A 14,911-nucleotide genomic window follows, 5' to 3' on the forward strand; every position below is an offset into this window, starting at 1 on the left:
GGATTCTATTTGGTTGACAGTATATCGGGTTAATTTACACTGACGAAACGTTTTTAGTTTGGAGATGCCGAGATGGCTGACCGCATTTACTGGACGCTTGAGCAAGCGCAAGACTTATTTAATAAACCTTTCCTGGAACTGATGTTTGAAGCACAGCAGATCCACCGTCAGCATTTTGATCCCCGTCAGGTGCAGGTGAGCACGTTACTGTCTATTAAAACCGGCTCCTGCCCTGAAGACTGCAAATATTGCCCACAGAGCTCCCGCTATCGGACGGGGATTGATACCGAGCGCTTGATGCAGGTCGAACAAGTGCTGGATTCCGCCCGTCAGGCGAAAGCCGCTGGGTCGACGCGCTTTTGTATGGGCGCAGCGTGGAAAAATCCGCACGAGCGTGACATGCCTTATCTGGAACAGATGGTGCAAGGCGTCAAAGCGATGGGGATGGAAACCTGTATGACGCTGGGGATGCTACACCACGATCAGGCTGAGCGTTTGGCCTCTGCCGGGCTGGATTTCTATAACCATAACCTCGACACCTCGCCAGAGTTTTACGGCAGCATTATCACTACCCGTACCTATCAGGAGCGTCTGGATACGCTGGATAAAGTGCGCGGTGCGGGCATTAAAGTCTGTTCCGGCGGCATTGTTGGGCTGGGTGAAACCGTGCGCGATCGCGCCGGGCTGCTGGTGCAGTTGGCTAATTTGCCGACGCCGCCGGAAAGCGTGCCGATCAACATGTTGGTCAAGGTGAAAGGGACACCATTGGCGGATAATGAGGACGTCGATCCGTTTGATTTCATTCGTACCATTGCCGTAGCGCGTATCATGATGCCGGCCTCTTATGTGCGCCTGTCCGCCGGACGCGAGCAGATGAGTGAACAAACGCAGGCAATGTGTTTTATGGCTGGCGCGAACTCCATTTTCTACGGTTGCAAACTCTTAACGACGCCAAACCCGAAAGAAGATAAAGATCTGGCGCTGTTCCTCAAGTTAGGTCTGAATCCTCAGCAAACAGGGACCGAATTTGGCGACAACCAACAGCAGCAGCGCTTGGCAGAACAACTGATTAATGCTGATAGCGAGCAATTTTATAATGCTGCAGTATAGCGCCCTGTACGCAAACGGCTGCATGGGGCGTGCGCAATCATGAGCTGGCAGCAACGTATTGAAGCTGCGTTGGTACAGCGTCAGCATGATGATGCCTACCGCGTACGGCAGAGTAATCAGGGGGGGAGCGGACGCTGGCTGATACAAGGCGATCGTTGCTACCTGAATTTTTCCAGCAACGATTATCTGGGGCTGAGCCATCATCCCGAGATTGTGCGTGCCTGGCAGCAGGGCGCAGAGCAATACGGTATCGGCAGTGGGGGTTCCGGGCATGTGACGGGATATACCGATGCGCATGCCTCGTTGGAAAACCAGCTTGCCGATTGGCTGGGTTACCCGCGTGCGCTGCTGTTTATTTCCGGCTATGCCGCGAATCAGGCTGTGGTGGCTGCGCTGGCACAGGCGGAAGATCGGATTTTTGCCGATAAACTCAGCCATGCTTCACTGCTGGAAGCTGCCGCACAGTCACCGGCGACGCTGCGGCGCTTTAAACACAATCAGGCGGATAGTCTGCAAGCGCTGCTGGAGAAACCGACAGATGGCCAGACGCTAGTGGTGACCGAAGGCGTTTTCAGCATGGATGGCGATACTGCACCGTTGCCTGCGTTGCAGGCACAGTGCAGGGCGCACGATGCCTGGTTGATGGTGGACGATGCACACGGGATTGGCGTGTTGGGCGATGAAGGGCGCGGGAGTTGCTGGCAGCAGGATATCAAGCCAGAACTGCTGATTGTCACGTTCGGCAAGGCGTTTGGCGTCAGCGGCGCGGCAGTGCTATGCACCGAACCGCTGGCCGAATACTTCCTGCAATTCGCCCGTCATTTGATTTACAGCACCTCAATGCCGGCGGCGCAGGCCTGTGCGCTGAGCGCGGCGGTTAACTGTGTCCGGCAGGGCGGTGCGCGGCGTGATGCGCTACGACGTAACATAGCGCTGTTTCGCGCGGGTTTTTCGAACTCGTCATATCAACTGATGAATTCGCAGAGCGCGATTCAGCCGCTGATTGTTGGCGAGAACGCGCGAGCGCTGGCGTTGATGAACCATCTGCGTGAGCAGGGCGTGTGGGTGAGTGCGATGCGGCCACCGACGGTGCCGCCCGGCAGTGCACGTCTGCGGATTACACTGACGGCGGAACATCAACCGGAAGATATCAATCGCTTGCTTACGGTATTGCATCATGCTGACAGAAAACTATAACAAGCAGGCGATTGCGCAGGCGTTTGGGCGTGCGGCGGGGTGCTATGACCGCTTTGCTGAATTGCAACGCACCAGCGGAGAACGTTTGCTGGCGCTGATGCCTGCGCATAGTGGTTTACAGGTGTTGGATGCGGGCTGCGGGACAGGACACTTTAGCCGTTACTGGCGTCAGGCTGGTCGAAATGTAACTGCACTGGATTTGTCGGCGGAAATGCTGGCGTATGCCCGTGAGCAGCATGCTGCAGATCGTTATTTGGAAGGGGATATCGAAAATCTGCCGCTGGCGGATAGCTGCGTGGACATCTGCTACAGCAATCTGGCAGTGCAGTGGTGTGATTCACTGCCACGCGCGCTGGGAGAGCTGTATCGGATCACGCGGCCGGGGGGCGTTATTGCGTTTGCGACGTTAGCGGACGGCTCCTTAAGCGAACTGTCGCAGGCGTGGCAACGGCTCGACGGTACGCAGCGGACGAATCGCTTTTTGCCGCACTCAGTTATCGATGCGGCCTGCCAGCCTTATCGTCATCATCTGCTACAGGAACGTGAAGTGTGTCTTTTTCCCGATGTGCTGGCGTTGATGAAATCGCTGAAGGGGATTGGCGCGACGTGGCTACATGAAGGACGTACGCCAGGGCTATTGAGTCGGGCACGTCTGGCGGCACTATCTGCTTGCTATCCACAAGAACAGGGCGGCTACCCGCTCAGCTACCAACTGGTTTATGGAGTGATTTATCGTGATTGAACGCTGGTTTATAACGGGCACGGATACCGAAGTCGGGAAAACGGTCGCCAGCACGGCAATACTCCAGGCCGCTTGTCAGGCGGGATACCGTACCGCAGGCTATAAGCCTGTGGCGTCCGGCTGTGAGATGACGGTTGACGGCATTCGCAACAGCGATGCGCTGGCGCTTCAGGCCAATAGCAGCGTCCACCTTGATTATCAGATGATTAACCCACTGGCGTTTATGGAACCGACTTCACCGCATATTATCAGTGCGGTGGAGCAGCGACCTATTCATCTCTCGACGCTGTCAGAAGGGCTACGGGCAGTAGAAACTCAGGCTGATTGGGTGCTGGTCGAAGGGGCTGGCGGGTGGTTTACGCCGCTGTCGGAGCAGGACACGTTTGCCGATTGGGTGGTACAGGAACAGCTTCCCGTGATTTTGGTGGTTGGTATCAAACTGGGATGTATCAATCATGCGATGCTCACCGCCCATGCTATTCAGCACGCTGGCTTGCATCTTGGCGGCTGGATCGCTAATGACGTCATCCCGCCAGGGAAATGGCACCAGCCGTATCTGCAAACGCTGCGACAGCGCTTGCCTGCGCCGATGCTGGGTGAAATTCCTTATTTATCGGATCTTCCTCAGCATAATCTGGGGCAGTATATTGATATTGGGTTATTATACCCATAATACTTCAAGCTGCATGTGCGTTGGCTGCGTTTACTCACCCGAATCACTTACCTGAGTAAGCTCATCGGGATTCCCTCTCTTGCCGCCTTCCTGCAACTCGAATTATTTGGAGTATAGCGGAGTAATTGAAGTCATTAAGACCTCTCAAATCAGATCAATGAAATGAGGGTCGGCCTACAGGGATACTGCGCCACCATTATGCTGATGAGGATTGTTGGTAAGCCATCACCTGCGTTTACTAATCGCAACGATTTTTGTTGTTTTTTACCAACATTTCTTTCATGAGTATAAAGTCTGCATTTTTATCAAAATTAATAGATAAAACCTTCTTGAGTTTTCCTCTAACACCCCGCCATAACTGAATTGTGGCATTTTAGTCCTCAGCTGTTTTTAGTCTTTTTCCGTCTAATACTTATGCGATAAATCACAGAAAGAGTGTGAAGAAAATCCATATCAGGGGGAATCGCCAATGAAGCGGGTATTTCTCTAACTCAGTGCTGATGCGGGGTTGTGGGAGTTATCCACCATTTCTGTGGATAACTATGTGCATTATAGATAGACAACGTGTCCTAGCCGAGAGCTGGCGCGGGTTTTCGCCAGGTTGGCGCTATTCTCCACGGTTTTGTTAATCTATTTATTATCATTCACTTAAATAAAATCAAGTGTCTTGAACATCAACGGTGCGTAGTTGCATAAATTAACCTCGCTGGTTATCCCTGCATGTTACATTTTTACCAAATCTGGGGATAAATCATGATGGTTTTATCTGGTAGATTGAATATGAATGTGCTAGCAAATTCATTTGTCGATTAATCATCCAATTCAGCGATAATTTTCTTGATGCTGTTTTTATATCCAGTATCATGATGGTGGCAAATTTCGCCATTGGCACTCAGAATAAAGCATCGCGTGTTTAACGTTGTAGGGCGATGCTTGTTTGTACGATGGGTTGTGTCTGTGACGACGCAACCTGTGACGAAAATCGTCAGTCTATGTCTTTTACCTGCCTCTGTGCGTCCACCCACGAACATCGTATTTAGCGATGAGTAATAACGATAAGTAGCGTGTTTAACGATGAGTAAAGCATTCACACTGAATTCCGACTTTAAACCGGCAGGCGATCAGCCTGAGGCCATTCGTCGTTTAAAGGAAGGTCTGGAGGACGGGTTGGCGCACCAAACGCTGCTCGGGGTAACAGGCTCAGGTAAGACGTTCACGATAGCCAACGTGATTGCCGATCTCAATCGGCCGACGATGATGCTGGCACCGAATAAAACGCTGGCAGCTCAACTGTACGGCGAAATGAAAGAATTCTTCCCCGAGAATGCCGTGGAGTACTTCGTCTCGTACTACGACTATTATCAGCCTGAGGCCTACGTTCCGAGCTCGGATACCTTTATCGAGAAAGACGCGTCTGTTAACGAACATATCGAGCAGATGCGTCTTTCCGCGACAAAAGCGCTGCTGGAGCGGCGTGATGTGATCGTCGTGGCTTCGGTGTCCGCTATCTATGGTCTGGGCGATCCCGATCTCTATCTGAAAATGATGCTGCACCTGACGCAGGGGATGCTGATCGACCAGCGTGCCATTTTACGTCGTTTGGCTGAATTGCAATATGCCCGCAACGATCAGGCATTTCAGCGCGGTACGTTTCGCGTGCGGGGCGAGGTGATCGATATCTTCCCTGCGGAGTCTGACGAAATCGCACTGCGCGTTGAATTGTTCGATGAAGAAGTGGAACGCCTGTCGCTGTTTGACCCGCTGACGGGGCATGTCCTCCAAACGGTGCCGCGCTATACCATCTACCCGAAAACGCACTATGTGACGCCGCGTGAGCGTATTTTGCAGGCGATGGAAGACATCAAAGTTGAATTGGCCGATCGCAAGAAGGTACTACTGGCGAACGATAAGCTGGTGGAGGAGCAGCGACTGAGCCAGCGCACGCAGTTTGATCTGGAGATGATGAACGAACTGGGGTACTGCTCCGGCATCGAAAACTACTCACGCTATCTCTCTGGACGTGGCCCCGGTGAACCGCCACCGACACTGTTTGACTATCTTCCTGCTGATGGGCTACTGGTCATTGATGAATCTCACGTCACTGTGCCCCAGATCGGCGGTATGTATCGCGGCGACCGTGCGCGTAAAGAGACGCTGGTCGAATACGGTTTCCGGCTGCCTTCCGCGCTGGATAACCGGCCGATGAAATTTGAAGAATTTGAAGCGCTGGCCCCGCAGACGATCTATGTGTCTGCGACGCCGAGTCACTATGAACTGGAAAAATCGGGCGGTGACGTTATCGATCAGGTGGTCCGTCCCACTGGATTGCTCGATCCGATCATTGAAGTACGGCCTGTCGGGACACAAGTGGATGACCTGCTTTCCGAGATTCGCCTGCGTGCAGCGATTAACGAACGTGTGCTGGTGACGACGTTGACCAAGCGGATGGCGGAAGATCTGACGGAATATCTGCAAGAACACGGCGAGCGGGTACGTTATCTGCACTCGGATATTGATACCGTCGAGCGTGTGGAAATCATCCGTGATTTGCGCCTGGGTGAATTTGACGTGCTGGTGGGCATCAACTTGCTGCGTGAAGGGCTGGATATGCCTGAAGTGTCGCTGGTGGCGATTCTGGATGCCGACAAAGAGGGCTTTTTGCGATCCGAACGTTCCCTAATCCAGACGATTGGCCGCGCGGCGCGTAACCTGCGCGGCAAGGCCATTCTTTACGGCGACAGGATTACGGCGTCGATGGCGAAAGCGATTAGCGAAACGGAACGCCGCCGCGAGAAGCAGGAAGCCTACAACACTGAACACGGGATTGTGCCGCAGGGGATCAATAAGAAGATTTCCGATATTTTGCAACTCGGACAGTCTGCGAACAAAGGCAAAGGGCGAGGTAATCGTAAAGCGGCAGAACCGGCAGCGCGTTATGAACTTATGACGCCGAAGGCGCTGGAACTGAAAATTCGCGAGTTGGAAAGTAAGATGCTGACACATGCGCAGAACCTTGAATTTGAAGAGGCGGCTTCCCTGCGCGATGAGGTACAGGTATTACGCGCGCAATTTATCGCGATATCGTAGTTATCGCAGAATTGTAGTTATCGCGGCATCATAGCGATGCGGCACTCTGATAAGGAATCATGATGACCCCTTCTATACCGGGCGTGGATGTGCTGTTTGTCGCGGGCTTTGGCCCTATCGTGACATCACTTCCTGCCAGCTATGCACTTTATGTGGATACGTTGAAGTTACCGCTAAAACCTGTTGCGGAAGGGAGCGACTATCTGGTGAGCGATGTGATGGATGGCGTGAAGCATTTTGCCTTGTGGCCACTGTCACACGCCAGTGAATCCTGTTTTGGGCAGGGAAATTGGCCTGCGGATCTTCCTGAACCGCAAAGCTGGCTGGAGTTTGAAGTGGCTGATATGGCGGAAGCGACAGAGGCGCTGAAAGTACAGGGTTATGCGCTGCTGGTCGAAAATCGTCTTGAACCTTGGGGCCAGCAAGTAACGCGTTTCCTGAGCCCCGAAGGGATTCTGATTGGCGTGACTTATACGCCGTGGCTGCGGGATTAAGAACCTAGTAGCTGTAGTGCACGATCGATAGCCTGACGCAGTAACTGACGGTCGTGGTGATGTGGCTCATCCTCCGCGGCCAGCGGCTGCTGTACGACCAGACGGTTACCGATCTGGCTGACATCAACTTTTGGGCCGACGATTGCTGCATCAATAACCGGTTTCCCCACTTTGCGTTCAATCCAGAACAATTTTTCTGCCAGCGTCAGGCGGGCTGCTGGGTTGCTTTGTTCATTGCCCAGATTGCCGATGTACACCATGGGAGCGGGCGTGCGGCGGAGCGCCTGTGTCAGGTCTTCCAGCAGCAGCAACGGCATCAGGCTGGTCAGGAAACTGCCGGGGCCAATCAAAATCAGATCGGCTTTAGCGATGGCATCGATGGCCTCACGTGTTGCCGGTACGGTTGGATACAGCATCAAATCTTGCGGTAGAGCCGCCAACTGATCGATCTCGACTTCGCCATAAACGGGGTTACCCTGCTCATCAATCGCCATTAAATCGACAGGATGCTCGGACATCGGAATTAAAAAGGCGTCCACTTTGAGCAAATTGCGAATCAGATTGATGGCTTCCAGCGGGCGCACGCTCAGGTGATCGAGCGCTTTTAGCATCAGGTTACCCAGATTATGCCCGGCAAGCTCGCCGTTACCGTTAAACCGGTATTCAAACATCGCAGAGGCTACGCTGGGTGTGGTGATCAGTTGGTTCAGACAGTTGCGCGTATCGCCCCAGGCAAGGCCACCTTCGGAGCGGCGGATGCGGCCGGTAGAACCGCCGTTATCCGTGGTCGTGACAATGCCGGTTAGCCGTGAACCCAAGGAAGATAGCGAAGACATGACACGACCTAAACCGTGTCCGCCTCCTAACGCGACAACCCTGTCGAGGTCGGCCAACGTGCGATTGCGCATAGAGAACCTTATGAATAAGCCAGAGGAATATGAATAGCGTGTATACCCGTCATACTTCAAGTTGCATGTGCGTTGGCTGCGTTCACTCACCCGAATCACTTACCTGAGTAAGCTCATCGGGGGTCCTTCCCTTGCCGCCTTCCTGAAACTCGAATTATTTAGGGTATAACAATCGCCGCTAAGGTAGCTGATTTCACCTTAAAACGCGAAAAATCCTCACACTGGCATGACCTGAGACAATTTCTGCCGCACATTTTCCCGTATGCTGTGCAGTATAAGATATTGAAAATTCGCTATATATTATCTTATATATCGATTTTGAGAGTGGTTAGCGGTGCTTTTTCGCAGTAAACTGCTCAATGAAATCACGGTTCTTTACTGGTTATCCTGCCGTTGTCTGACGGATACCCGATGAGAATCAAACTCCTAGCCTTGGTGCCTAAGTGATGCGCTTATTGCGCGTGATACGGCGCCTTGGCCGTGGCCTTCGCGGTCACCAGGGTGCGAGGTAGAAATGCCTGCATCTCCCGTATTTGGAAAGGTGTTTATGGTGAGTCAACTGACTGATGCGTTTGCGCGCAAGTTTTACTATTTGCGTCTGTCTATCACAGACGTCTGCAATTTTCGCTGTACCTACTGCCTGCCGGATGGTTATCAAGCCAATGGCACCAATCCACATCGCTTTTTATCACTCGATGAGATTCGTCGCGTCAGCCGCGCTTTTGCTGAATTGGGGACGGAAAAAGTCCGTCTTACCGGCGGCGAACCGTCTCTGCGTCGTGACTTCGTCGATATCATTGCTGCGATCCGTGAAAACCCAGCTATTCGTACGCTGGCGGTCACCACCAACGGTTACCGTCTGGCACGTGACGTGGCTCAATGGCGTGATGCCGGACTAACAGCACTGAATGTTAGCGTCGACAGCCTTGATGCTCGCCAGTTTCATGCGATTACCGGACAGGATAAATTCCGCCAAGTGATGGACGGTATCGATGCGGCATTTGACTGCGGTTTTGCCAAGGTTAAGGTCAACACCGTGCTGATGCGTGATGTGAACGCAGGCAGCCTGCAAACCTTTCTCGACTGGATTAAACACCGACCGATTCAACTCCGCTTTATTGAACTGATGGAAACGGGAGAGGGGGGCGAGCTGTTCCGCCGTCACCACGTTTCCGGCGAGGTGATTCGCCAGCAGCTATTGCAGCAAGGGTGGCAACAGCAGCAACGTGCACGCAGCGACGGCCCTGCTCAGGTATTCTGCCATCCAGACTACGAGGGCGAAATCGGGCTGATCATGCCGTATGAGAAAGATTTTTGCCTGAGCTGTAACCGTCTTCGTGTGTCTGCTATCGGTAACCTGCATCTGTGTCTCTTTGGCGAGCAGGGCATTCCACTGCGCGATTTGCTGGCTGACGATCGTCATCTCAATGATTTGAAAATGCGTATCTCGGGCGGGTTGTCGACGAAGAAGCAGACGCACTTCCTGCATGAAGGCAATAGCGGCATAACGCAAAATCTGTCATTTATCGGCGGTTAATCCGCGATATCACTGATTCTTAAAGGAACCTGACATGAGCAAAGTCAGCAGCGAATTCGTTTCTCTCAATCTAGCAGTACTGACCGTTTCCGAACGCCGTACTGCGGAAGACGATACCTCCGGCGACTATCTGCGCGAAGCGGCACAGTCCGCAGGGCATCGTATTGTCGCCAGCGCTATCGTGAAAGAGAACCTGTACCAGATTCGGGCACAGATCTCGGCGTGGATTGCCAGCGATGAAGTACAGGGTATTTTGATTAACGGTGGCACGGGCTTTACGGCAGGGGATGTGGTGCCGGAAGCCATTGGCGTCTTGTTCGATCGGGAAATTGAAGGCTTCGGCGAACTGTTTCGCATGGTGTCATATGAAGATATTGGCACAGCGACGCTGCAATCCCGTGCGCTTGCCGGTCTGGCTAATCAGACGGTGATTTTCGCCATGCCGGGTTCGACGCGCGCTTGTCGAACGGCGTGGGAACGTATCATTCAGGAACAGCTGGATGCGCGTCAGAAACCGTGCAATTTTTACCCGCACTTAAAGAAATCCTCTTAACGATAAGCCTTATTCACTATGTCATCATCTAAGCCACAATTGACCCACATAAACGCCGCTGGCGAAGCCGCAATGGTGGATGTTTCTGCCAAAGCGGAGACCGTGCGTGAAGCCCGCGCGGAAGCCTTCGTTGAAATGGCCCCGCAGACGCTGGCCATGATTATTGCCGGTAGCCACCATAAAGGCGATGTGTTCGCCACCGCGCGTATCGCCGGAATTCAGGCTGCGAAACGTACTTGGGAACTGATTCCGCTCTGTCATCCGCTATTACTGAGCAAAGTCGCTGTCGAGCTGGAAGCGCAGCCGGAGCACAATCGGGTTCGTATCGAATCCGTTTGTCGACTGACGGGGAAAACGGGCGTGGAGATGGAAGCGCTGACGGCGGCTTCCGTTGCCGCGCTGACCATCTATGACATGTGCAAGGCCGTGCAGAAAGATATGGTGATTGGCCCGGTGCGCCTGTTGGCGAAGAGCGGCGGAAAATCTGGGGGTTTTACGGCGGAGGGATCATGATTAAGATTCTGTTTTTTGCGCAGGTGCGTGAATTGATCGAAACAGACAGCCTGTCGCTGCCCGCTGATTATGCCACCGTAGAGGAGGTTCGACAGGCGTTGTGCCAACGTGGTGCTCGTTGGGAATTAGCATTGGAAGCCGGCAAATTGTTGGCAGCAGTAAATCAGTCGCTGGTTGAGTTGACGCACCCGCTACAGGACGGTGATGAAGTCGCCTTTTTCCCACCGGTAACGGGAGGTTGATCGTGGCAGAAACGCGTATTCAGGTCGGCGAAGAGAACTTCAACGTAGGTGATGAGTATCAGTGGCTGGCACAGTGTGATGAAGACGGCGCAGTCGTGACGTTCACGGGTAAGGTGCGTAATCACAATTTGGCGAAAGACGTCAGCGCACTCACGTTGGAACATTATCCCGGCATGACGGAAAAAGCGCTGGCAGAGATTGTCGAGCTGGCACGCGAACGTTGGGAACTGCCGCGTGTGAGCGTGATTCATCGGGTAGGCGCACTCTATCCGGGCGATGAAATTGTGTTTGTTGGCGTCAGTGCCGCCCACCGCAGCGCGGCATTTGATGCCGCCCAATTCATCATGGATTACCTGAAAACCCGCGCGCCATTCTGGAAGCGAGAAGCCACGCCGGAAGGTGAGCATTGGATTGAATCGCGAGACAGTGATAAACAGGCCGCGCAGCGCTGGTAGTTGATTTCTGTGTTAGGATAAAAGGATGGCGGGGAGAGAATATTCAGTCTCGATCCCCCAATCAGGCGGTTCGCGCCGCGTTAATCAGATAACTTTATGCAAAGGTAACATCATGGACAGATATCCACGCTCTGGTTCAATCGTTGAGCGCTCGCAGTCTGGTCTACAGGCCTATATGGCACAGGTTTATGGCTGGATGACTTGTGGCCTGCTGCTGACGGCATTCGTCTCCTGGTATGCGGCGAATACGCCCGCCGTACTGAATTTTGTTTTCTCCAGCCAGATCACTTTCTTTGGACTGATCATTGCCCAACTGGGGCTGGTATTTGTCATTTCCGGCATGGTACAGCGCCTGAGCGGCACGGTTGCCACGTCGTTGTTTATGCTTTATTCCGCGTTGACGGGGCTGACGCTCTCCAGCATTTTCATCATGTACTCTGGTGAGTCCATCGCTAGCACCTTTGTGATTACGGCAGGGATGTTCGGGGCGATGAGCCTGTACGGCTACACCACGAAGCGTGATTTAAGCGGCTTCGGCAGCATGTTGTTTATGGCGCTGATCGGGATTGTTCTGGCTTCGCTGGTGAACCTGTGGCTGAAAAGCGAAGCGCTGATGTGGGCAGTAACCTATATCGGTGTGGTGGTGTTTGTCGGTCTCACCGCGTATGACACCCAGAAACTGAAAAATATCGGCGAGCAGTTGTCTGTTGATGACAAAGATAGCTTCCGCAAATACTCCATCGTCGGCGCGTTGACGCTGTACCTCGACTTCATCAACCTGTTCCTGATGCTGCTGCGTATTTTCGGTAATCGTCGTTAATTTTACGCTCCTATCTGGCGCGATTCCTCGCGCCAGATAACGCCTTCCCGTATTTCCCCTCCTTATTAATTACGCGATATTCCGTCGAAAAATAGCGTAAGCCGCTGAACCCGTGGTCAGCATGATGATGAGCAGTGGCCATAAACTGCCCCAGATAATGCTGAAGTCCTTGTTTATCAGCGGTAGCTATTGTAATTAATTTCATTGAATGATAATAATTGCCATTAGCAATTGCATTTTTACTGGTACTGACATAATGGCCTGCCAGCATTGACGTTGTGCCATAGGGTGTAAACCCTGCGTTCAATGCCAGAGCCGATAGTGATCCGCCAAAGTGCTTCGCGTAAGACGAAGCATTTTGGCATTTTTTTGTCTGTGCTGCGGTGAGTGGTCTGCCACAGGCGATGATTTTTATTCACGGTTGGATATATAACCAAAGGGGAAGGACAGTGAACCAGATGCGCACTTTACTTGCATTGATGCCATGCGTGCTGATTGCTCCGGCGTATGCACAGGATGATACGACCAAAAAGGGTGATTCGAGCGGTGATGAGATGGTGATTACCGCCTCACGCTCGAATATCCAGCAGCAGAAAGCGCCGCAGGTGGTTACGGTGATTACTAAGGAGCAAATCGAGCAGCAGATGCAGGTTACCTCCGACTCATCGCAAATTCTGAGCAATCTGCTTCCTTCGTTCTCCCCCAGTCGTCAGAAAATGAGCGGCAGCGGCGAAACTTTCCGTGGTCGTGCAGCGTTGGTGATGATCGACGGCATTCCCCAATCTAACCCGCTGCGCCCCACCGGACGTGAGATGCATACGGTCGACTATTCGATGGTCGAGCGTATTGAAGTGATTCACGGTGCCAACGCCACCAATGGCATGGGCGCGACAGGTGGGGTGATTAACATCATTACCCGTCGCCCGGAAAACGGTTCGTTTAATCAACATGTCAGTGTGCAGACCACGATTCCGACTGAAAAGATTCGTGGCGAAACTGCCAGCTATAAAACCACTTATCGGGTGGATGGACGTCAAGACTATCTCGATTATCTGTTCGCGATTGGCTACGAGAATCAGGGGTTGTATCTGGATGGCAACAATCGTCCCGTTGGCGTGGATAATACGCAGGGCGACACCATGGACTCTCGCGCCTATGACATCATGGCGAAAGTCGGATACTGGCTGGATGACTATCAGCGTATTCAACTGAGCGTAAATCGCTACCACATTAAAAACGAAAATAACTACCTTAGCGTGGATGGTATCCGCGATCAGGGCATCCCTACGACGTCAGTGCGCGGCACACCGCCGGGCGAAGCGCCAAATAACAGTATTTGGACGACGGGATTAACCTACGAGCACCACGATTTGGCGGGGATGAAGCTGTCCGCTCTGGTGTTTAATCAACGCTATGAAGCGCTGTTTGGCGCAACGATTTCAAATACTTTCCAGGATCCGGCGATTGCTCCCCGAGGTACGCTTTATGAGCAGTCACGATCCGTCGCCAATAAGTACGGCACCAAGCTTGCGTTGACCAAAGACGACTTGCTGGATGACACGCTGAAGGTCACGGTGGGTTTCGATACCTTGTATGATAAAGGGAAACAGGATCTCTACCTGACCAAGCGTACCTACGTGCCGGAGATGGAATACACCAACTATTCACCGTTTATTCAGGGAGAATATCAACTGCTGGATAAGGTAACGCTACACGCGGGCGTACGCCATGAAATCGCTAAGCTACAGGTCGGTGACTATCAAACGCTGGCATCCAATGGCGGTTATACAGTGGAGGGCGGTAGCCCAAAATTTAATGAGACGCTGTATAACGCCGGTATTGTTTATGCGGCAACAGATTCCCTGAGCCTGTTCGCTAACTACTCGGAAGGGTTTGGTATGCCGGATGTGGGCCGTGCGCTACGTTCCATTAACCGTCCGGGTGTTAGCCTGAAAAATTTCGACGGCTTTAAGCCGATTGTGACGGATAACGTAGAAACGGGATTCAGATTTAAACGTGATAAGTTTGACTTCGAAGCCAGTTATTTTGAGTCCAAATCGAAACTGGGTGAGCGTGTTAGAGAGAGCGGTGGCGTATTTTTGTCCGATCGTCAGCGTACGCAGATCCGAGGGGTAGAGGTGACTACAGGCTACCAAATTAACGAGCAGCATAAAATTAATGCCTCTTACGCCCACAGTGAAGGGAAGTATGACAATAACGGCGATGGCAAGGTGGATAAAAAATTCAACGGTCTGAATATTGCTCCGGATCGTCTTATCACTAGCTGGTCGGCGAACTGGAATGATAACTGGAGCTCATTCGTACAGGCGAATTATGCCTTTGGCCGCAGTTTTGACGATGCGGGTATGGCCTTTGATGGCTACCTGTTGATGGATGCTGCCGTGGGTTACAAGCTGCCATATGGTCGTCTCAATGTCGCGGTGGCTAACCTGCTGGATAAGCAGTACATCACCTACTATTCGCAGGCTGCCCTTGTTAACGATACGCGCTATTTCTCTGGGCGTGGTCGCACGATGACATTGGGTTATTCGATTGATTTCTAAAATTACCTTGTTTAAC

14 protein-coding genes and 1 riboswitch are annotated in these 14,911 nt (G+C 52.5%); of the genes, 13 read left to right on the forward strand and 1 reads right to left on the reverse strand.

Going from position 1 to position 14,911, the window contains the following annotated elements:
• Positions 1–72 precede the first annotated feature (72 nt).
• The 6 genes from DCX48_22190 (at position 73) to DCX48_22215 (ending at position 7,303) form a co-directional block, all read left to right on the forward strand.
• A complete protein-coding gene (locus DCX48_22190) occupies positions 73–1,110 on the forward strand; it encodes a biotin synthase (protein ID QXE16976.1) in 1,038 nt (345 codons plus the stop codon).
• A gap of 39 nt (positions 1,111–1,149) precedes the next feature.
• Positions 1,150–2,307, forward strand: a complete 1,158-nt coding sequence (bioF, locus tag DCX48_22195; GenBank protein ID QXE16977.1) for an 8-amino-7-oxononanoate synthase — start codon at positions 1,150–1,152, stop codon at positions 2,305–2,307.
• Complete coding sequence (gene bioC / locus DCX48_22200) at positions 2,288–3,049, forward strand: malonyl-[acyl-carrier protein] O-methyltransferase BioC (protein QXE16978.1); 762 nt, start codon at positions 2,288–2,290, stop codon at positions 3,047–3,049. The genes bioF and bioC overlap by 20 nt, the downstream gene beginning before the upstream one ends.
• Complete coding sequence (gene bioD / locus DCX48_22205) at positions 3,042–3,722, forward strand: ATP-dependent dethiobiotin synthetase BioD (protein QXE16979.1); 681 nt, start codon at positions 3,042–3,044, stop codon at positions 3,720–3,722. Before bioC ends, bioD begins: the two co-directional genes overlap by 8 nt.
• Positions 3,723–4,796: 1,074 nt before the next feature.
• Positions 4,797–6,809, forward strand: coding sequence for an excinuclease ABC subunit B (gene uvrB / locus DCX48_22210; protein ID QXE16980.1), 2,013 nt, complete (start codon positions 4,797–4,799; stop codon positions 6,807–6,809).
• A gap of 62 nt (positions 6,810–6,871) precedes the next feature.
• Positions 6,872–7,303 (forward strand): glyoxalase/bleomycin resistance/dioxygenase family protein, encoded by a 432-nt coding sequence (locus DCX48_22215; protein QXE17351.1) that lies wholly within the window; start codon positions 6,872–6,874, stop codon positions 7,301–7,303.
• Here DCX48_22215 and yvcK read toward each other — a convergent pair.
• Positions 7,300–8,211 carry a uridine diphosphate-N-acetylglucosamine-binding protein YvcK gene (gene yvcK / locus DCX48_22220; protein ID QXE16981.1) on the reverse strand — a complete coding sequence of 304 codons (912 nt, stop codon included), beginning with the start codon at positions 8,209–8,211 and terminating at the stop codon, positions 7,300–7,302. The two genes, DCX48_22215 and yvcK, sit on opposite strands and share 4 nt — an antisense overlap.
• A 411-nt stretch (positions 8,212–8,622) precedes the next feature.
• A riboswitch (molybdenum cofactor riboswitch) is annotated at positions 8,623–8,771 on the forward strand.
• Here yvcK and moaA point away from each other — a divergent pair.
• From moaA to DCX48_22255, 7 genes are all read left to right on the forward strand, one after another.
• Complete coding sequence (gene moaA, locus DCX48_22225; GenBank protein QXE16982.1) at positions 8,759–9,748, forward strand: GTP 3',8-cyclase MoaA; 990 nt, start codon at positions 8,759–8,761, stop codon at positions 9,746–9,748. It overlaps the preceding riboswitch by 13 nt.
• Positions 9,749–9,782: 34 nt before the next feature.
• Positions 9,783–10,301 carry a molybdenum cofactor biosynthesis protein B gene (gene moaB / locus DCX48_22230; protein QXE16983.1) on the forward strand — a complete coding sequence of 173 codons (519 nt, stop codon included), beginning with the start codon at positions 9,783–9,785 and terminating at the stop codon, positions 10,299–10,301.
• An 18-nt stretch (positions 10,302–10,319) separates the two neighbouring features.
• A complete protein-coding gene (gene moaC, locus DCX48_22235) occupies positions 10,320–10,814 on the forward strand; it encodes a cyclic pyranopterin monophosphate synthase MoaC (GenBank protein ID QXE16984.1) in 495 nt (164 codons plus the stop codon).
• Positions 10,811–11,056 (forward strand): molybdopterin synthase sulfur carrier subunit, encoded by a 246-nt coding sequence (locus DCX48_22240; GenBank protein QXE16985.1) that lies wholly within the window; start codon positions 10,811–10,813, stop codon positions 11,054–11,056. The genes moaC and DCX48_22240 overlap by 4 nt, the downstream gene beginning before the upstream one ends.
• A gap of 2 nt (positions 11,057–11,058) precedes the next feature.
• Entirely contained in the window at positions 11,059–11,511 is a 453-nt protein-coding gene (moaE, locus tag DCX48_22245; GenBank protein QXE16986.1) for a molybdopterin synthase catalytic subunit MoaE, read from the forward strand.
• A 112-nt stretch (positions 11,512–11,623) separates the two neighbouring features.
• Complete coding sequence (locus DCX48_22250) at positions 11,624–12,331, forward strand: Bax inhibitor-1/YccA family protein (GenBank protein ID QXE16987.1); 708 nt, start codon at positions 11,624–11,626, stop codon at positions 12,329–12,331.
• A gap of 458 nt (positions 12,332–12,789) precedes the next feature.
• Positions 12,790–14,895 carry a TonB-dependent receptor gene (locus DCX48_22255; protein ID QXE16988.1) on the forward strand — a complete coding sequence of 702 codons (2,106 nt, stop codon included), beginning with the start codon at positions 12,790–12,792 and terminating at the stop codon, positions 14,893–14,895.
• The last annotated feature ends 16 nt before the right edge of the window (positions 14,896–14,911 follow it).

The organism is Pectobacterium atrosepticum (assembly GCA_019056595.1).
Lineage (GTDB): Bacteria > Pseudomonadota > Gammaproteobacteria > Enterobacterales > Enterobacteriaceae > Pectobacterium > Pectobacterium atrosepticum.

Coding starts and splice junctions, on each gene's coding strand:
- moaB (QXE16983.1), top strand. CDS start 9,783: ATGAGCAAAGTCAGCAGCGAATTCGTTTCTCTCAATCTAGCAGTACTG.
- uvrB (QXE16980.1), top strand. CDS start 4,797: ATGAGTAAAGCATTCACACTGAATTCCGACTTTAAACCGGCAGGCGAT.
- yvcK (QXE16981.1), bottom strand. CDS start 8,211: ATGCGCAATCGCACGTTGGCCGACCTCGACAGGGTTGTCGCGTTAGGA.
- DCX48_22250 (QXE16987.1), top strand. CDS start 11,624: ATGGACAGATATCCACGCTCTGGTTCAATCGTTGAGCGCTCGCAGTCT.
- DCX48_22240 (QXE16985.1), top strand. CDS start 10,811: ATGATTAAGATTCTGTTTTTTGCGCAGGTGCGTGAATTGATCGAAACA.
- bioC (QXE16978.1), top strand. CDS start 2,288: ATGCTGACAGAAAACTATAACAAGCAGGCGATTGCGCAGGCGTTTGGG.
- DCX48_22255 (QXE16988.1), top strand. CDS start 12,790: ATGCGCACTTTACTTGCATTGATGCCATGCGTGCTGATTGCTCCGGCG.
- DCX48_22215 (QXE17351.1), top strand. CDS start 6,872: ATGACCCCTTCTATACCGGGCGTGGATGTGCTGTTTGTCGCGGGCTTT.
- DCX48_22190 (QXE16976.1), top strand. CDS start 73: ATGGCTGACCGCATTTACTGGACGCTTGAGCAAGCGCAAGACTTATTT.
- moaC (QXE16984.1), top strand. CDS start 10,320: ATGTCATCATCTAAGCCACAATTGACCCACATAAACGCCGCTGGCGAA.
- bioF (QXE16977.1), top strand. CDS start 1,150: ATGAGCTGGCAGCAACGTATTGAAGCTGCGTTGGTACAGCGTCAGCAT.
- moaA (QXE16982.1), top strand. CDS start 8,759: ATGGTGAGTCAACTGACTGATGCGTTTGCGCGCAAGTTTTACTATTTG.